Source organism: Veillonella ratti (assembly GCF_003992115.1).
GTDB classification, from domain to species: domain Bacteria; phylum Bacillota; class Negativicutes; order Veillonellales; family Veillonellaceae; genus Veillonella_A; species Veillonella_A ratti.
This window is the reverse complement of sequence record NZ_RQUX01000014.1, coordinates 22,524-40,047: the sequence shown is the minus strand read 5'-3', so window position 1 is coordinate 40,047 and position 17,524 is coordinate 22,524. Positions and strand designations below refer to the sequence as shown.

Annotated in this window: 19 protein-coding genes; all 19 read left to right on the top strand. The window is 44.0% G+C overall.

Features of this window, described 5'->3' with window-relative positions; translation table 11 throughout:
- Positions 1-20 precede the first annotated feature (20 nt).
- The 19 genes from gmhA to EO124_RS07025 all read left to right on the top strand — a co-directional run bounded on the left by gmhA (position 21) and on the right by EO124_RS07025 (position 17,454).
- Complete coding sequence (gmhA, locus tag EO124_RS07115) at positions 21-605, top strand: D-sedoheptulose 7-phosphate isomerase (RefSeq protein WP_021842425.1); 585 nt, start codon at positions 21-23, stop codon at positions 603-605.
- On the top strand, positions 595-2,082 hold the full coding sequence (gene rfaE1, locus EO124_RS07110; protein WP_127058935.1) for a D-glycero-beta-D-manno-heptose-7-phosphate kinase: 1,488 nt from the start codon (positions 595-597) through the stop codon (positions 2,080-2,082). Before gmhA ends, rfaE1 begins: the two co-directional genes overlap by 11 nt.
- Complete coding sequence (gene rfaD / locus EO124_RS07105) at positions 2,079-3,044, top strand: ADP-glyceromanno-heptose 6-epimerase (RefSeq protein ID WP_021842427.1); 966 nt, start codon at positions 2,079-2,081, stop codon at positions 3,042-3,044. Before rfaE1 ends, rfaD begins: the two co-directional genes overlap by 4 nt.
- Positions 3,045-3,080: 36 nt before the next feature.
- Positions 3,081-3,611, top strand: a complete 531-nt coding sequence (locus EO124_RS07100) for a D-glycero-alpha-D-manno-heptose-1,7-bisphosphate 7-phosphatase (protein WP_127058934.1) — start codon at positions 3,081-3,083, stop codon at positions 3,609-3,611.
- Positions 3,598-4,611: a glycosyltransferase family 9 protein gene (locus EO124_RS07095; protein WP_127058933.1), complete on the top strand. Its 1,014-nt coding sequence runs from the start codon at positions 3,598-3,600 to the stop codon at positions 4,609-4,611. The genes EO124_RS07100 and EO124_RS07095 overlap by 14 nt, the downstream gene beginning before the upstream one ends.
- Positions 4,612-4,629: 18 nt before the next feature.
- Positions 4,630-5,685: a glycosyltransferase family 9 protein gene (locus tag EO124_RS07090; RefSeq protein WP_127058932.1), complete on the top strand. Its 1,056-nt coding sequence runs from the start codon at positions 4,630-4,632 to the stop codon at positions 5,683-5,685.
- Entirely contained in the window at positions 5,685-6,701 is a 1,017-nt protein-coding gene (locus EO124_RS07085; protein ID WP_127058931.1) for a 3'-5' exonuclease, read from the top strand. Before EO124_RS07090 ends, EO124_RS07085 begins: the two co-directional genes overlap by 1 nt.
- A 108-nt stretch (positions 6,702-6,809) precedes the next feature.
- A complete protein-coding gene (locus EO124_RS07080) occupies positions 6,810-8,207 on the top strand; it encodes an aminopeptidase (RefSeq protein ID WP_127058930.1) in 1,398 nt (465 codons plus the stop codon).
- Positions 8,207-8,569 (top strand): hypothetical protein, encoded by a 363-nt coding sequence (locus EO124_RS07075; RefSeq protein ID WP_127058929.1) that lies wholly within the window; start codon positions 8,207-8,209, stop codon positions 8,567-8,569. The genes EO124_RS07080 and EO124_RS07075 overlap by 1 nt, the downstream gene beginning before the upstream one ends.
- Positions 8,569-8,937, top strand: coding sequence for an arsenate reductase family protein (locus EO124_RS07070; protein ID WP_127058928.1), 369 nt, complete (start codon positions 8,569-8,571; stop codon positions 8,935-8,937). Before EO124_RS07075 ends, EO124_RS07070 begins: the two co-directional genes overlap by 1 nt.
- A 147-nt stretch (positions 8,938-9,084) precedes the next feature.
- A complete protein-coding gene (locus EO124_RS07065) occupies positions 9,085-10,071 on the top strand; it encodes an ABC transporter substrate binding protein (protein ID WP_438873616.1) in 987 nt (328 codons plus the stop codon).
- A 112-nt stretch (positions 10,072-10,183) separates the two neighbouring features.
- Positions 10,184-11,053 (top strand): ABC transporter permease, encoded by an 870-nt coding sequence (locus tag EO124_RS07060; protein ID WP_127058926.1) that lies wholly within the window; start codon positions 10,184-10,186, stop codon positions 11,051-11,053.
- A 12-nt stretch (positions 11,054-11,065) separates the two neighbouring features.
- Positions 11,066-11,857, top strand: a complete 792-nt coding sequence (locus EO124_RS07055; RefSeq protein WP_021842437.1) for an ABC transporter ATP-binding protein — start codon at positions 11,066-11,068, stop codon at positions 11,855-11,857.
- A gap of 238 nt (positions 11,858-12,095) precedes the next feature.
- A complete protein-coding gene (rpsO, locus tag EO124_RS07050; protein ID WP_006556895.1) occupies positions 12,096-12,362 on the top strand; it encodes a 30S ribosomal protein S15 in 267 nt (88 codons plus the stop codon).
- A gap of 155 nt (positions 12,363-12,517) precedes the next feature.
- A complete protein-coding gene (locus tag EO124_RS07045; protein WP_127058925.1) occupies positions 12,518-14,587 on the top strand; it encodes a polyribonucleotide nucleotidyltransferase in 2,070 nt (689 codons plus the stop codon).
- A gap of 26 nt (positions 14,588-14,613) precedes the next feature.
- A complete protein-coding gene (gene dut, locus EO124_RS07040) occupies positions 14,614-15,063 on the top strand; it encodes a dUTP diphosphatase (RefSeq protein ID WP_021842439.1) in 450 nt (149 codons plus the stop codon).
- 261 nt (positions 15,064-15,324) lie between these two features.
- Positions 15,325-15,858: an NUDIX domain-containing protein gene (locus EO124_RS07035; protein WP_127058924.1), complete on the top strand. Its 534-nt coding sequence runs from the start codon at positions 15,325-15,327 to the stop codon at positions 15,856-15,858.
- A 42-nt stretch (positions 15,859-15,900) separates the two neighbouring features.
- The gene (locus EO124_RS07030) at positions 15,901-17,076 is read left to right on the top strand and encodes a phosphopentomutase (RefSeq protein ID WP_127058923.1); all 1,176 of its coding nucleotides are present in this window, start codon (positions 15,901-15,903) and stop codon (positions 17,074-17,076) included.
- Positions 17,077-17,151: 75 nt separating this feature from the next.
- On the top strand, positions 17,152-17,454 hold the full coding sequence (locus tag EO124_RS07025; protein ID WP_127058922.1) for a hypothetical protein: 303 nt from the start codon (positions 17,152-17,154) through the stop codon (positions 17,452-17,454).
- Positions 17,455-17,524: the final 70 nt, after the last annotated feature.

Here is a 17,524-nt window from a genome sequence, read left to right as displayed (position 1 = left end):
CATAGTTTTTAGGAGGCTATATGGAATTTCAAGGAGAGTTGAATCCTATTATTGCGGAGCGTTTTACAGACCATTTGGATGTGTTCGGCAAGACAATGGAACAAATGGATGTAATTCAGCTAATGGCAGAGCGCTGCAAAGAGGCGTTAAAAGCGGGTAATAAAGTTTTATTTTGCGGCAATGGCGGTTCGGCTGCGGATGCTCAGCATTTGGCGGCTGAATTGATAGGTCGTTTTCAAAAAGAACGTCGTTCGTTGGCAAGTATCGCTTTAACAACCGATACATCGATTTTGACAGCCGTAGCCAATGATTACGGCTATGACGAAGTATTTGCCCGTCAGGTTGAAGGGCTTGGCCGTTCCGGTGATGTTTTAATCGGCATCTCCACTTCAGGTAACAGTGCCAATGTGGTAAAAGCGGCGTTAAAAGCACGTGATACGGGTATGCACACGATTGCGTTTACCGGTGAAGGCGGTGGCAAACTTAAAGATATTTGCGATATTACCTTTGCCGTACCTTCAAAAGTAACGGCACGTATCCAGGAAATGCATATTATGGTAGGCCATATTATTTGTGAGCTGGTGGAAGAAGAATATGATAAGTAAAACAATTACCGAGTTTTTGAATAATAAATTGCCTAAGCTACGTATTGCCGTTATCGGCGATATAATGGTAGATCGCTATGTATTCGGCGATGTGAGTCGTATTTCGCCGGAAGCGCCGGTGCCCGTTAACCGCGTCACCGATGTGTGTGAAGTCTTGGGTGGAGCTGCTAACGTAGCATCCAATTTGGCAAATCTTGATTGTCAGGTGTTCTTGGGCGGTGTAGCCGGTGAAGATACGCATGGTAAATTGTTGACCGATTTATTGGAAGTAGAAAATATCAATCATTCCGGTATTATGCGTGAGCCGTCCCGTCAGACCACGACTAAAATGCGAATCCTCGGCGGTCGTCAGCAAATGATGCGCCTCGATTTTGAAGAGCCGGAACCGGTGAATGCGAAAGAAACAGAATTCCTGTTGGCTTGGATTAAAGAGTTGGCTGAACATGGCCTTGACGGCATCGTTATTTCTGATTACGGCAAGGGCGTATGTACGACGGCCGTTCTGGGGGAAGTTTTAAAAATCGCCAAAGCCAAAGGTATAAAAACCATCGTTGATCCAAAGGGCAATGATTGGTCTAAATATAGTGGTGCTACGTTTATTACGCCGAATGTAAAAGAATTAAGCGAATACATCGGTAGAAATTTAGCGAACACAGATGAAGCCATCGTTGAAGCGGCGAAAGAAACATTGGATGCCGTTGATTTTGATTATGTGGTGGCTACACGTTCTGCTAAAGGGATTACTATTGTGAGTCGTCAGGGTCAGATTTGGCATAATCCGGCGACGCAGCAGGATGTATTTGATGTGAGTGGCGCCGGTGATACGGTAGTGGCCATGATTATTACGGCTATGGCGGCGGGCCTTACGGTACGCGGTACTTTACACGTTGCCAATGCGGCGGCCGGCGTTGTTGTGTCCAAAGTCGGAACCTATCCGATTCATCGTCAGGAACTCTTGGATTTGTGGGCTACTATTCGTCAACGCCAACGTCAGGCGGATCCGATTATCGGTTACAGTCGTGAGGAAATGGCGGCTAAAATTCGTCAGTGGCAGAATGAAGGTCATACCGTTGTATTTACGAATGGTTGTTTTGACATTCTTCACAGCGGCCATTTATCCTATTTGCGTGATGCGGCTCGCTTGGGAGACCATTTGATTGTGGGCCTTAATTCCGATGCGTCGGTGAAACGCCTTAAAGGGGTGGCGCGTCCGATTAATTCTGAAAGTTCCCGCGCCGAACTTATGGGGGCTTTGGGGTTTGTGGATGGCGTCGTTGTCTTTGAAGAAGACACCCCCGCTGAATTATTAAGTGCGTTGCGCCCCAATATTTTGGTTAAAGGCGGCGATTATAAGCCGGAAGACGTTATCGGCCGTGAATACGTGGATAAAGTGATGATTTTACCGTTTAAAAACGGTTATTCCACGACGGGTATTATAGAGAAGATTAAGTCCTTGGTGCAGGAGGGATTATTATGATTATAGTTACAGGCGGTGCCGGTTTTATCGGCAGTAATATCGTTAAACAACTTAACGAACGCGGTCGCAACGATATTTTGATCGTCGACGATTTAACAGACGGCAGCAAAATCCGTAATTTGCAGATGCTCGATTATTATGATTACGTAGATTGCATCGACTTCGATGATGCGGTAGCTACGAATACCTTTGATGTGGGACCGATTGAAGTAGTGTTCCATGAAGGGGCTTGTGCGGATACGATGAATTATGACGGCCGTTACATGATGCATAATAACTTTGAAGGCACCAAAAACTTGTTCCACTATTGCCAAGAACGTCGTGTGCCGTTCATTTATGCATCGTCTGCATCCACTTACGGTCATGGCAAAAAAGGTTTTACCGAAAAACCGGAATGCGAAGAAGCGTTGAATCCGTATGCGTATTCTAAATTATTCTTCGACCGTTATGTTCGTCGTTTTGAAAAAGACTTGCAATCCCAAGTAGTAGGTTTACGCTACTTTAACGTATTCGGACCGAATGAAAACCATAAGGGTAATATGGCTTCTTTAGTACGGCAGATGTTCTACAAACTTCGCGAAACCGGTGAAATTACTTTGTTTGAAGGTACCGACGGTTATGAAAACGGCGGACAGTTACGCGACTTTATCTATGTCAAAGATGTAGTCAATGTAAACTTCTTCTTCTGGGAACATCCGGAAATCAGCGGTATTTTTAACTGCGGTACGGGCGAAGCGAAAAGCTTCAACCGCTTCATGCAGGCTGTTATTGATTATAACGGCTCCGGTAACTTACGCTATATTCCGTTCCCTGAAGTGTTAAAAGGTAAATATCAGAGCTTTACGGAAGCGGACACCACTAAATTGATGGCGGCCGGTTACGATAAAGGCTTTACTAAATTGGAAGATGCGGTAGCCGAATATTGTGAATTATTAGATCATAACGAAGGTTATGTTCGTTAATTATATCCGTTAATTGAGTTTGTTAAGGAGAAGCCCATGCGCAAAGTATTGTTTTTAGATAGGGACGGCGTTATCAATGTAGATGTAAACTATTTATATCGCATTGACGATTTTCAGTTTGTACCGGGCGCACCGAAAGCGTTAGCTGCGGCCGTGCAGGCCGGTTATGATTTAATCGTCGTCACCAATCAAAGCGGTATTGCCAGGGGTTACTACACAGTAGCAGATATGGAGCGCCTACATGCCTATATCAACGAAGAGTTGACCAAGGTAAAGGCGCCCATCCTTGCGTTTTATTATTGTCCCCATCATGTAAAGGGAACGGTAGCGGCGTTCACTAAAGACTGCGATTGTCGTAAACCAAAACCGGGCATGTTATTACAAGCCATGAAGGACTATGATATTGATAAGGAAAGCAGTTTTTTAGTGGGTGATAAACCGTCCGATGTGACGGCGGCTGAAGCGGTCGGTATAGAAGGGTACCTTTTTGAAGGCACCGATTTGTATGAATTTTTAGCCCCTATTTTAGAAGCCAAGCAGAAAGGACAGACCCATGAAGGAGTATAAACGTATACTAATTGTTAAAATGAGTTCGCTTGGCGATGTGATTCATGCGTTGCCCACCTTATATGCGATTCGTAAGAATTGGCCGAATGCGCATATTACCTGGGCAGTGCATGAACAATTCAGCGGCCCTTTGCCGGGCAAACCATGGCTTGATGAAGTTTTGTTTATTGATAAAAAGAAATTGAAATCAATTTCATATTTATGGACTTTGCGCCGTATCTTACACGAACGAAATTTTGATATGTGCCTGGATTTGCAGTGTTTGGCCAAAAGCGCAATTGTGTCCTTTTTATCCGGTGCCAAAGAGAAGTACGGCTATTGGGAGCTGCGTGAAGGCAGTAAGCTCGTCAATAAAGCTTTGGTAGGCCCCAATAAATACGGCCATGTCATTGAGCGTTACTTAGATACGGTACGGGCTTTAGGCGGTACTGTGGATACTATTGAATTTCCCATGAATGAATCGGAAGAAGCGGCCAATTCCTGTGAGGCTAAATTACTGGCCCAGGGCATGCCGCAAGGTGCGGACTATGTAGTTGTTGCGCCGGGTGCCCGGTGGATTGTTAAAGAATGGCCAATCCCGCATTTTACCGACCTTTGTAAGCGCTTAGCAGACCAAAAGCAATATGTGGTACTCGTAGGGGCGCCTTCAGATAAGGAAAAGGCGGATGAAATCCAAAACGGCGTAGATAGTCCGTATGTCATAAATATGACGGGGCAAACTTCATTGGAAGAGTTAATTGAATTAATACGTCGCTGTAAACTGTATGTCAGTGCTGATACGGGCCCGTTACACATTGCCAATGCGCTAAAACGCCCGCTTATCGGTTTATACGGCACCACATCGCCGGAACGAACAGGTCCTTATGGCGGCGATTATGTGCATATTATTGTTTCGCCTACATCAAAGGCCACGCCGGAGGCACCGCTCGTGGATGATCCGGAATGTATGGCGCAAATTACGGTGGATACCGTATGGGAAACGGTGCAATCACTGCTTTAAAAAAGGAGTTAGTATTTTATGAACCTCAATCATAAACGAATTGTAGTCACCTTTTTGATGCATTTAGGGGACGTTATTTTAACAACGCCTTTTTTACATGTGTTGCGACAGGCGGCACCTCAAAGCCACATTACATTTGTAATGGATGAAAAATTAAAAGAGGTTATGCAATATAATCCGAATATAGACAGTATAGTAACGATTGATAAAAAAGGCCGGGACAACAGCATTAGTGCGCTAAGACGGATAGCTCATGAATTACGCGATAAAGAAGGTCGTCCGGATGTGGTAATCAATATTCATCCCAACGAACGAACCAGCTTTTTTGCATGGGCTTTACATGGCAAAATTACGGTGGGCATGAGCCATTTTCTGTTCCGTCCGTTTATGACGAAGTATACGCGCCTTGATCGTAAAACACGTCATGCTGCGGATATGTACATTAATGTGTTGGAACAGTTGGGCGTAAAGGATACGTCCAATAAAGGCCTTGAAATATATACCTGTCCCGAATGGGAGGCAAAGGTAACTGAGTTTTATGAATCCCATGGCGTCAGTGATGTGGATACGGTTATCGGCTTTAATGTAGGCAGTGCCGTTCCCGAGAAACGTTGGCCGAAAGAACGATTTGCGGCGGTGGCTGATTATTTTGCCGACCACGGCTATAAGATTGTATTTTTCGGCGGTCCCATGGATGAAGACATGGTGGCCGATGTAGTAGCACACATGAAACATACGCCGATTGTGGCGACGGGCAAATTCAGTTTAGGCGAATTGGCGGCCGCCATTCATCGTTGCAGTTTATTTATAACCAATGATTCCGGACCGATGCATGTGGCGGTGAGCCAGCATGTGCCGCTCGTAGCCTTGTATGGTCCGTCTAATCCTAAATTTTACGGCCCATACACTCAGAATTGCGTAGTCTTGGAATCAATGGAAGAGTATGAAGTAGGCAAAAGCATGAAACAGATCATCAAGGAAGGCAATTACAAAGGCGTATCTGTTATATCTACCGAAGCCGTTATTGCGGCGGCTCAATCGCTTCTTGTCGAACCGGGAAGCGAGGAACCCTGATGACCTATATAATATTTGATTTGGAATGGAATCAGCCCTTTGCCAATGACATTAGCTTTATGAAGCGCACCGGTTTACCCGTATCGGGGGAAATTATTCAAATCGGCGCTATTAAGCTTGATGAAAACTTAGAGTTGGTTGATACCTTCAATACTTTTGTAAAACCGCAGTATTTAACGCGTATGCATAAACATGTGGAGAAGTTGACCCATATATCGGCCTCTGATTTGGCCATGGGTGTTTCTTTCGTGCAGGCTTACAAGGATTTTGAACACTGGTGTGGTGACGATGCCGTGCTTTTGACCTGGGGATCCGATGATATTGTGATGCTTCGTGAAAATCTCAAGTTATTCGGCCTGCCCGGCACAATTAAACATACCTGGTATGATGCGCAGCTTATTTTCGCTTATTTGCAACATGGCAATACTCAGCAGGTAGCTTTAAGCAAAGCTATGGAAGAGCTTGATATAAAACAGGATGAGTTGAATGCTCATGATGCCTTGAATGACTCTATTTTCACCGGCTATATTTGTAAAGCGATTGCGTTAGACCAGGGGATTGCTCAGTACGAACAAATTTCAAAAAACACCTATTCACAGGCCTATTTTCCGGAACCTATCAGTTTCTTTATTTATGAAAACTTCGGTGATAAACGCAAAGTGCTGCACGATAATAAAGTGCGCCGCGCTCATTGTCCGGAATGTCAGTCCTTGTTGACAACCAATAAAATTCAACGCTTAAGCGGCGATAAATTCTTGAGCATCGGCCGTTGTCCGCATCACGGCTTATTCGGTGTCCATTGGCGTATCGGTAAATATATGAAGCGTAATCGAGAGCTTAGCTATTATGTGACTAAGACATTGACGGCGGCACCACCGGAACTTCAAAATTTATATGAAGAACGGGCTGAGTTAAATCGTCAAAAAGAGGAAGCTTATTTGGCTCGCATGGCGGCGAAACAGGCAGAGGAAGACACAAAGCAGCAGTTTATTAATAATCCGGATAAAAATAAATGAAAATGACTTACAGTTGAGATGTAGAAATTTTTCAATTGAGGTATAATATATACAGCAGAATCGGCCACTACAGGCCGATTCGTAATTTCACTTAGGAAGGATGATAATATGGAACGAAAATATGCTTGGCATGAATATACTGAAGCCGACACACAGGCTATGGAAGCTTTATGTAAAGAGTATCGTGATTTTTTGGATAACGGTAAAACAGAGCGCGAATGCATTGAACAGACAATTGCTAAAGCGGAAGCCGTTGGCTATAAAAATTTAAAAGAATTCCAGAATGCGGGGCAACCGATTAAACCGGGCGACAAAGTATACGCCGTACACATGAATAAAATCATTGCTTTATTCAACATCGGTACAGACTCTTTGGAACAAGGTTTTAATATCTTAGGCGCTCATATCGATTCGCCGCGTCTCGATGTTAAACAGAATCCATTCTATGAAGATAAGAATTTAGCCTTCTTTGATACGCATTACTACGGCGGTATCAAGAAGTATCAGTGGGTGGCTATGCCGCTTGCTTTACATGGCGTTGTTGTGAAAAAAGACGGCACTAAAGTAACCCTTTCCATCGGTGAGAAAGATACGGATCCGGTATTCTGTGTAACCGACTTATTGCCTCATTTGGGCCAGGAACAGATGGAGAAAAAAGCGGCCAAAGTAATTGAAGGGGAAAACCTTGATTTACTCATCGGCAGCCAACCTGTTAAAGGTGAACTTAAAGATGGCGTAACCAAATTCTTGAATGATATTTTTGAAAAAGAATACGGCTTCACCGAAGAAGATTTATTGTCCGCCGAACTTGAAATCGTACCGGCCGGTCGCGCGCGTGAAATGGGCTTTGACCGCAGCATGATTTTGGCTTACGGCCAGGACGACCGCGTTTGTGCTTATACATCGTTAGCGGCTATGCTGGAAGTAGATAAAGTAAAACGCACTACCTGTACTTTATTGGTGGATAAAGAAGAAATCGGTTCTGTCGGTGCTACGGGCATGCAATCCCGTTGGTTTGAAAATGTGGTAGCTGAATTATTGGCCATGGCCGGTAATAAGTCGCCACTCGCGGTACGTCGCAGTTTGGAACGCAGCCGCATGTTGTCTTCCGACGTAAGTGCCGGTTTCGATCCATTGTATGCATCCGCCTTTGAAGCTAAAAACGCCGCTTTCCTCGGTAAAGGTGTGGTATTTAACAAATTCACCGGTGCCCGCGGTAAATCCGGCTCCAATGACGCCAATGCAGAATACATGGGCTTTATCCGCCGTATTATGGATGACAACAATGTTAACTTCCAAACGGCTGAACTCGGTAAAGTAGACCTTGGTGGCGGCGGTACCATTGCGTACATCATGGCGCTTTACGGCATGAACGTTATCGACTGCGGCGTGGCTGTGCTCAGTATGCATGCGCCTTGGGAAGTAACGAGCAAAGCGGACGTATATGAAGCTAAGAAATGTTATGTAGCCTTTTTAAAAGCTGACGGCGTGGAAGGAAATCTATAATGGGTAATATCAGTCAAGGTAAGACAAGTAAACCGACGGTGCGCATTGATATTTTTGACATTGAAGAAGACAAGGCGCAACAATATTTGAAAGACCGTGAAGAATGTGCCACTGCCGCGGAAGCGGTAATGGCTAAATATTGTCAGACTGTTAAGCGTGAAACCCTTGATCCGACGGAAGGCCAAGGCGTAGTAGGCTATTATAAAACGGGCGAAATCCTCATGCAAGTTTTGCTTGATCCGTTTGAAATTCCGGTTATGAAAGTGGCCATCGGCCGCGGTAAATTGGAAGACTATATTTTGGCGGCCAACAGTTTGACTCATGAAATGCTCGAACAGCTGGCGAAGGAGGACGAAAACTAATGTTATTGGTACAATATCCGACTTGCACAACTTGTAAAAAAGCAAAAAAATATTTGGAAAGTCATAATATCAGTTTTGACGACCGCAATATTAAGGAAGAAAATCCGACAGCTGAAGAACTTGGTCTTTGGCAACCGAAGAGCGGTAAAGACGTTAAGGCGTTTTTCAATACGTCCGGTCAAGTTTATCGCAGTGAAAATATTAAAGACAAATTGCCAACTATGAGCGATGAAGAAAAATTGGCTTTACTTGCTACGAACGGCATGCTCGTAAAGCGTCCGTTATTAATCTTTGATGATGAAGTGCTAGTAGGTTTTAAAGAAGCAGAATGGGAAGCGGCACTTAAACGGAAGGGCTATTTGAAGTAGTTGACAATCCTGTGGGCGTCATTTATAGGCCGCTTTGATGAATTTTCTTTCATTTTCCTATTGAAATAGGCAAAGAAACAGGCTATAATGGTTGCAATATCCCGTGTAGATGGATATGTGTAGTATGGTAGAAGGGAGCATTTTATTATGTGGAAGAAACGTGTAGTAGTGGCAGCGGCGGCAGCTTTGATGGCTGTAGGTTTACTCGCCGGCTGTGGTAGTGACAGTAGCAATGGTAGCGGTGCGAACAAAACGTACAAAGTAGGGGTCGTTCAACTCGTTGAACATCCGGCGCTTGATGCGGCCAACAAGGGATTTGTTGACGGTTTGGCGTCTAAAGGGTTTAAAGATAATGTAAAAATCGATCAGCAGAACGCTCAGGCGGACCAGTCGAATTTAAACAGTATTGCCCAGCGTTTTGTGGCAGATAGAGATGATTTGGTGTTGGCTATTGCAACGCCGGCTGCTCAAGCTATGGCAAACGCAACCAAAGATATTCCAATCTTGGGTACAGCCATTACCGATTATGTGCAAGCTAAATTAGTAAAAAGTGATGAAAAACCGGGCACTAATGTGAGTGGTACGACGGATATGAATCCGGTAGAAAAACAGGTGGACTTAATCACTCGTATTTTACCGAATGCCAAGAAAGTCGGCATTATTTACAGTGCCAGCGAAGTGAATTCCCAATTGCAGGCAGAACGCATGAAGAAACATGCTCAGGAAAAAGGCCTTGAAGTTGTGGAAATGACGGTTCAAAATGTGAATGATATTCAGCAGGTAGCACAAAACTTGGTAACACAGGGTGTTGAAGCTATTTATGTACCTACTGATAATGTAGTTGTATCGGCTATGCCTAACTTGGTAAAAATTACCGATGCCGCTAAAATTCCGGTATTCCCGGGTGAAGACAATGTGGTAAAAATGGGCGGTTTAGCTACTTACTCCGTTGATTACTATCAATTGGGCTTCCAAACCGGTGTAATGGGGGCTAAAATCCTATCCGGTGAAGCTAAAATTGAAGATATGCCGATTGAAAGTCAAAAAGAATTTAAATTGGTTATTAACCAAGATGTGGCTAATCGTTTAGGCATTACGATTCCGGCCGACGTTTTGCAAGAAGCCGGTAAATAAATATCCTGAAGAAAAATAGGGAATAGACCTATTTTCAAATAAAGGGTAAGAATTAACCTAATACATAAAAGAAAAGGGCTTCGGCCTTTTTCTTTTTATAGATGGAGGAAACATGGAAAACCTGATTATTTCTACATTAGGCCAAGGCCTGTTATGGTCACTGTTGGCTATCGGCGTATTTATTACGTTCCGCGTGTTGGATATTGCCGATTTAACCGTTGAAGGGAGTTTCCCTTTAGGCGCGGCTATTTCAGTTACACTCGTTGTGGCCGGCGTGAATCCGATTATATCGATTTTAGCGGCCGCCGTGGGTGGTATGCTCGCCGGTGTGGTTACGGGCTTGGTTCATACTAAGCTTAAAATTCCGGCCCTCTTAGCCGGGATTCTCACCATGATTGCATTATACTCGGTGAATCTTCATGTCATGGGGAAAGCGAATGTGTCCTTATTGCGCATGGACACGGTATATACCTATTTGGAAGCCATGAATATTTCCGCTACCTGGGCTTTGGCCATCGTAGGATTATTGGTAGCTTTTTTATCCGGTCTATTCTTATTCTGGTTCTTCGGAACGGAAATCGGGGCCGCCATTCGTGCCACCGGCGTGAATCCGCAAATGATTCGTGCCCAAGGTGTTAATACGGATACGATGATTGTATTGGGCTTGCTTTTATCTAATGCGTTTGTAGCCGTAGCCGGTGCCCTCGTAGCACAGGGGAACGGTTATGCCGACGTAGGCATGGGCGTAGGCACCATCGTTATCGGTTTGGCTTCGGTTATCATCGGGGAAGTTCTCTTCGGTACCCGTTCCTTTGTGAAAAGTTTAACGGCCGTAGTGCTCGGTTCCGTTGTGTACCGTATCGTTATTGCCATTGTATTATACTTAGGTATGCCGCCAAATGATTTGAAATTATTTACGGCCGTATTGGTTGCCATCGCCTTGTCCTTGCCGACATTGAAGGCGAAATGGCAAAGTCGCTAAGGAGGGCTACCTATGTTAGAAGTTAAACAGATTGTCAAAACATTCTTTAAAGGTACAGTCAATGAAAAAGTGGCTCTTCATGGTGTTGATTTACGCTTGGAGTCCGGTGACTTTGCTACCGTTATCGGCGGTAACGGGGCCGGTAAGAGTACCTTATTGAATTCCATTGCCGGTGTATTTCCCATTGATTCCGGTTCCATTCATATTAATGATACGGATATTACGAAAATGCCGGAATACAAACGAGCTGCGTTCATCGGCCGTGTATTCCAGGATCCTATGCTTGGTACGGCAGGGAACATGCAAATTGAAGAAAATCTTCTTCTTGCTTTACGTCGCGGCAAACGGATGGGCCTTAAATGGGCGTTCGTACCGAAAGAACGGGAATTGTTCCGTGAACGTTTATCCCTCTTAGGCCTTGGTCTCGAAGACCGCTTGACGGCGCGTATGGGCTTATTGAGTGGCGGACAACGCCAATCCATTACATTGTTAATGGCCACTATGCTTCGTCCTGAGCTGTTATTGCTCGATGAACATACGGCGGCACTCGATCCTAAGACGGCTGAAAACGTATTAACGTTGACGGATAAGCTCGTTAAAGAGCATAATCTGACAACCCTTATGATTACGCATAACATGCGTGATGCCTTACGTTTCGGCAATCGTCTCATTATGATGAATAACGGACGTATTATCTTTGACGTGCGCGGCGAAGAGAAGAAGAAATTAACGGTTCAAGACTTATTGGAACGCTTTGAAGTGGCCGGCGATACTATTAGTGACCGCATGATGTTGGGAACCTAAAGTTCAATCTTAATGAACAGTGGATGCCATTATACGGTATTTACATAAAATGAATATCGTTGTACTTATAACGACGTATGTAAAGAGGGATTTTGTAAAATCCCTCTTTACAATTATAGGGGCATATAGTATACTCATTAAGGTGCTATACGCACTGTTAACGCAAGCGAAGTATTCGAATCTCCAACGTTTACTTTGGCTTGTCGAGATTTTATTCGTAGTACAGGAGGACATAATAATGTTAACTACAGAAGCTAAACAAGCTATCATCAAAGAATTTGCTGTTCATGAAGGCGACACCGGATCTCCGGAAGTACAAATCGCGATTTTGACTAACCGCATTGTATACCTTACTGAACATTTGAAAGAACACAAAAAGGATCATCACTCCCGTCGTGGTCTTTTGAAATTGGTTGGTCAACGCCGTAACATGCTTGACTACCTTCGTCGTAAAGACATTGAACGTTACCGTGCAATTCTTGAAAAATTAAACTTACGTAAATAATTGCGCTTCGCGTGTTAGTTTGCGTAACTTAAAAAGCGGCCTTGGCCGCTTTTTTTATATAATAACTAATAAAACACTTTTATTTTATGAGATAATCATTTACAATAATAGAGAATGTAAAAATTGTAGAAGAGTAACTCAGAGGAGGAATCGGAATGGAACAATTCCAAATGGATCTTGCCGGTCGTACCCTAACTATTGAAACAGGGGAATTGGCAAAACAAGCAGGCGGTGCAGCCTTAGTACGTTATGGTGATACGGTCGTATTGGTAACGGCTACGGCATCCAAAGAAGCCAAAGACATTGACTTCTTCCCATTGACTGTAGATTATGAAGAAAAAATGTATGCGGTAGGCCGCATTCCGGGGGGCTTCGTTAAACGTGAAGGTCGTCCGCCGGAAACAGCTATTTTGCACAGCCGTTTGATTGACCGTCCGATTCGCCCATTATTCGACAAAGGTTGCCGTAATGAAGTGCATGTATGCGCTACCGTATTGTCCGTAGATCAGGATAATGCTCCTGAAATTTGCGGTATGATTGGTGCATCTGCAGCCTTGGCCTTGTCCGATATTCCTTGGGCAGGTCCTATCGCCGGTGTTCGTATCGGCCGTGTAAACGGTTCTTTTGTAATTAACCCAACCGTAGCACAACTTGAAGCTACTGATTTAAATGTAGTCGTAGCGGGCACAAAAGATGCTATCTTGATGGTAGAAGGCGGTGCGCAGGAAGTAGCGGAAGATGTACTTTTAGACGCTATCATGGCGGCTCATGAAGAAATTAAACGCATCGTTTCTTTCCAGGAAGAAATGGTAGCCGTGGCAGGCAAAGAAAAACGCGTATTGCCAACTCATGCTTTAGATGAAGATGTTTTAGCAGCTGTTAAAGAATACGCTCATGATGCCCTCGATAAAGCCGTACGTTGTGCTGATAAACAACAACGCGATGCGCAGCAGGATGAAGTATATGCCGATACACGCGCTCATTTTGAAGAAATCTATCCTGAAAATATGGATGATGTAAATATGGCGCTTGAAAAAATGACGAAAGAAATCGTTCGTCATATGATTACGGTTGAAAAAATCCGTCCGGACGGCCGTCAGTTGGATGAAGTACGTCCAATCAGCGTACGTGTAGGTGTATTGCCACGTACTCACGGATCCGGTCTATTCACTCGTGGTCAAACTCAGGTTCTTAATATCTGTACCTTAGCTCCATTGTCTGAAAAACAGACTATCGACGGTATCGGTATTGAAACGGAAAAACGTTATATTCACCACTACAATTTCCCATCCTATTCCGTAGGGGAAGCTCGTTCCTCTCGCGGTCCGGGACGTCGTGAAATCGGTCATGGTGCCTTGGCAGAACGTGCTTTATTGGCTGTTTTGCCAACAGAAGAAGAATTCCCATACGCTATGCGTCTTGTATCCGAAGTATTGGAATCCAACGGTTCCAGCTCCATGGCCAGCGTGTGCGGCAGCACCTTGTCCTTGATGGACGCCGGTGTTCCTATTAAAGCACCGGTAGCCGGTATTGCTATGGGTCTTGTAACTCAGGGTGAACATTACACGATTTTAACCGATATTCAAGGCATGGAAGATGCTTTGGGCGATATGGACTTCAAAGTAGCCGGTACGGCGAAAGGCGTTACCGCTATTCAGATGGATATTAAAATTTCCGGTTTATCCCGTGAAATCTTAAAAGAAGCATTGGAACAGGCTCATAAAGGCCGTATGCACATTATGGGCAAAATGCTTGCTGTTATCGATGCACCACGTGATAATATGTCTCCATGGGCTCCGCGCATTATTACCATGAACATCGACCCTGACAAGATTCGTGACGTAATCGGTCAAGGCGGAAAAGTAATTCGCGGTATCATCGAAGAAACCGGTGCTAAAATCGATATTGAAGATGACGGCACTATCTTTATCGCTGCTGTAGAAGAAGCGGCAGCTAATAAAGCGATTGAAATTATTACCAACTTGACGAAAGAAGTTGAAGTGGGTGAAGTTTACCTCGGTAAAGTAACCCGTCTCATGAACTTTGGTGCCTTTGTTGAAGTATTACCGGGCAAAGAAGGTTTGGTACATATTTCCAAATTAGCTAAAGAACGTGTTGAAAATGTTGAAGATGTTGTCAATGTGGGCGACGAAATTATGGTTAAAGTTATCGAAATAGATAAACAGGGCCGTATCAACTTGTCCCGCAAAGATTGCTTAAAATAACTATCACTTGAAAGAGGAGTCGTTAGATGGATATACGTGGATTTGAAGTTGTATCACAGTTTGAAGATAAGGATATAGCTTTACCAAGACGGAAAACAACGGAAAGCGCGGGCTACGATATTGAATGTGCGGAAGCCGTAACAATTGCACCCGGCGAAATGAAGTTGGTGGCTACAGGCCTCAAAGCGTTTATGAATTACGATGAATATTTGGCGATTCATATTCGTTCCAGCATGGCTATTAAACGGCACCTTATGCTCGTGAATAGTACCGGCATCATTGACAGTGATTATTATAATAATGAAGAAAATGAAGGTCATATTCTGATTGCCCTTATTAATATGGGCAAAGAAGAAGTTCAGCTTGAAAAAGGCGAACGCGTGGCCCAGGGCATTTTCTCCAAATATTTAATCGCTACCGATGATGATGCAACCGGTATCCGTAAAGGCGGTATCGGCAGTACCGGTAATAATTAGGTAATAAAAACTCCATGACACTATGCTCAGCTTGCTGAGTGTGGTTGCCGTGGAGTTTTTTGTTATATTTTGAGTTCAGCCATAGAAATTAGTTAATAGGCGGGCATAAACTTTTCATCGCTTTACCTTTGGATTTTGTGTGATACAATAAATAGAGAATATATTTCAATATAAACTGTTTAGCCGGCAGAGCGCGTTGGGCGTTAGAGTCGCCGGTAATCGTATTTTAGAATTAGTGAAATCAGCAAAGAGGAGATACCTATGAGCTTGCACAGAGAAAAACAGATATCATCGGAAATGAAATTTGACGGTCGTTTGATTAAAGTTACCTTTGACGTAGCCGATGTAAACGGCAAGGAAGCGTGGCGTGAAGTGGTCCACCATCCGGGTGCCAGTGCCATCGTTGTGATTGACAATCAAGGCCGCATCGTTATGGAACGCCAATTCCGTTATGCCTTGGATCGCGGTTTACTGGAAATCCCGGCGGGCAAACTGGACGGCGCGGAAGACCCGTTACATTGTGCCAAACGTGAATTGGAAGAAGAAACGGGCTATAAAGCTTCCGAATGGATTTCTTTGGGGGCTATTGCTACAAGTCCCGGTTTTTGTAATGAAGTGATTCATCTCTATGTGGCTAAAGGCCTCAGCAAAGGTGAAACTAATTGGGATGATGATGAATATGTGGAACTCGAATATTACACGTTCGACGAATTGATGGAAGCGATTCGTAAGGAAGAAATTAAAGACGCTAAAACGTTGGCAGCGTTAGCTTTGGCTATGCCATACATAAAATAAACAGCATCTTAAGTTAACTTAAGAAAAGAATAGAGGCGTATTATGTTTAAACGAGTTATATTATTGGTTATGGATAGCGTGGGTATCGGTCATGCGACTGATGCTGGTGCCTTTGGCGACGAAGGGGCCAATACAGTGGGCCATATTGAATCGGTCGGCGGAACCTTACGTTGTCCTAATTTAAAACGCTTAGGATTGGCCAATATTGCGGATATTAAAGCCGATGACGAACCGGTAACCGGTCTTTTTGGCCGACTCCATGAAATCAGTCGCGGTAAGGATACGACGAGCGGCCATTGGGAACTTTTAGGCCATCCTGTAGATGTGCCGTTTCCGACATTTTATGAAGGCTTCCCGAAAGAAGTTATGGATGCTTTTACCCGTGAAACGGGCTATGGCTATTTAGGTAATGAAGTGGCGTCCGGTACGGAAATTATAGAACGCCTCGGCGAAGAGCATATGAAAACGGGCAAACCGATTGTCTATACATCGGCCGATTCCGTTTTTCAGATTGCCGCTCATGAAGATGTAATTCCTCTTGAAGAGCTGTATCGTATTTGCAAGATTACCCGTGAAAAGGTATGTATCGGCGATTATTATGTAGGTCGTATCATTGCAAGGCCTTTTGTGGGTGAATTGGGCCATTTTAAACGAACGGCCAATCGCCATGATTACAGTCGTATGCCTGAAAAAACTTTATATTGGGAAATCTTACAGCAACATAATCTGCAGACTATCGGCGTCGGTAAAATCGGTGATATTTATGCCCGTGTCGGTATTAGTGAATCCTATCCGACCAAGTCGAATAGTCATGGCATGAACGAAGCGGCTCGTCTTATGGGCGGCACCTTTAAAGAAGGCCTCATGATGATTAATCTGGTTGAATTTGACAGCATGTATGGTCATCGCCGCAATGTACCCGGCTACAAACGCGCCTTGGAGGACTTTGACTATCAGCTGGGAGGATTCTTGGATCTTCTCACTGAAGATGATTTGTTACTAATCACCGCCGACCACGGTAATGATCCTACTTGGCAGGGGACCGACCATACTCGCGAATTGGTACCTTTATTAGGATATTGGCAAGGTTTAAATAAACCGGTAGCTTTGGGCGACCGCGATACCTTTGCCGATGTGGGGCAAACCATACTTGATAATTTCGGCCTTAAGGGCGATATAGGTACTAGTTTCTTGAATGTTATTAAGGACGCGAAATAATAAAGTTAAAGTATAAGGTTTAACTAATTTAAATATTGTGATGGTATTAATTTTAAAAAGAATTGAGGAAATACTATGAGTTGTACACATGCAAAACATCCGGTTCCAACGGATCCGGCTGAAAAAGCCCGTTATTATTGGGCTAAACGACAGACTGCCGTAGCGCAGGATCAGGGGATGGGCAACGATGAAATCCATGCCTTATTTAAATACATCATGGACATGGATATCGATGCGGTAGAAAAATCCGGTACAGAAGAAACGTATGAAACCTTCCGTCGCGCTATCGGTCAGGCTACGACTGCTTTGGATGAAGGAAAGCCGGTGGCCGTGGCATTGAATTTGTTCCGCACTATCATGCATGGTGATTTAAAGTAAGAATATCCTCCTCCAAAGTGTAAAACAATTATCACTAGTTGAAAAATAATAAACTATCCCCAGTGGAGTA

Coding starts and splice junctions, on each gene's coding strand:
- EO124_RS07070 (WP_127058928.1), top strand. CDS start 8,569: ATGTTATTGGTACAATATCCGACTTGCACAACTTGTAAAAAAGCAAAA.
- rfaE1 (WP_127058935.1), top strand. CDS start 595: ATGATAAGTAAAACAATTACCGAGTTTTTGAATAATAAATTGCCTAAG.
- rfaD (WP_021842427.1), top strand. CDS start 2,079: ATGATTATAGTTACAGGCGGTGCCGGTTTTATCGGCAGTAATATCGTT.
- EO124_RS07025 (WP_127058922.1), top strand. CDS start 17,152: ATGAGTTGTACACATGCAAAACATCCGGTTCCAACGGATCCGGCTGAA.
- EO124_RS07065 (WP_438873616.1), top strand. CDS start 9,085: ATGTGGAAGAAACGTGTAGTAGTGGCAGCGGCGGCAGCTTTGATGGCT.
- dut (WP_021842439.1), top strand. CDS start 14,614: ATGGATATACGTGGATTTGAAGTTGTATCACAGTTTGAAGATAAGGAT.
- EO124_RS07030 (WP_127058923.1), top strand. CDS start 15,901: ATGTTTAAACGAGTTATATTATTGGTTATGGATAGCGTGGGTATCGGT.
- EO124_RS07100 (WP_127058934.1), top strand. CDS start 3,081: ATGCGCAAAGTATTGTTTTTAGATAGGGACGGCGTTATCAATGTAGAT.
- EO124_RS07035 (WP_127058924.1), top strand. CDS start 15,325: ATGAGCTTGCACAGAGAAAAACAGATATCATCGGAAATGAAATTTGAC.
- gmhA (WP_021842425.1), top strand. CDS start 21: ATGGAATTTCAAGGAGAGTTGAATCCTATTATTGCGGAGCGTTTTACA.
- EO124_RS07055 (WP_021842437.1), top strand. CDS start 11,066: ATGTTAGAAGTTAAACAGATTGTCAAAACATTCTTTAAAGGTACAGTC.
- EO124_RS07080 (WP_127058930.1), top strand. CDS start 6,810: ATGGAACGAAAATATGCTTGGCATGAATATACTGAAGCCGACACACAG.
- EO124_RS07090 (WP_127058932.1), top strand. CDS start 4,630: ATGAACCTCAATCATAAACGAATTGTAGTCACCTTTTTGATGCATTTA.
- EO124_RS07045 (WP_127058925.1), top strand. CDS start 12,518: ATGGAACAATTCCAAATGGATCTTGCCGGTCGTACCCTAACTATTGAA.
- EO124_RS07060 (WP_127058926.1), top strand. CDS start 10,184: ATGGAAAACCTGATTATTTCTACATTAGGCCAAGGCCTGTTATGGTCA.
- EO124_RS07085 (WP_127058931.1), top strand. CDS start 5,685: ATGACCTATATAATATTTGATTTGGAATGGAATCAGCCCTTTGCCAAT.
- EO124_RS07075 (WP_127058929.1), top strand. CDS start 8,207: ATGGGTAATATCAGTCAAGGTAAGACAAGTAAACCGACGGTGCGCATT.
- rpsO (WP_006556895.1), top strand. CDS start 12,096: ATGTTAACTACAGAAGCTAAACAAGCTATCATCAAAGAATTTGCTGTT.
- EO124_RS07095 (WP_127058933.1), top strand. CDS start 3,598: ATGAAGGAGTATAAACGTATACTAATTGTTAAAATGAGTTCGCTTGGC.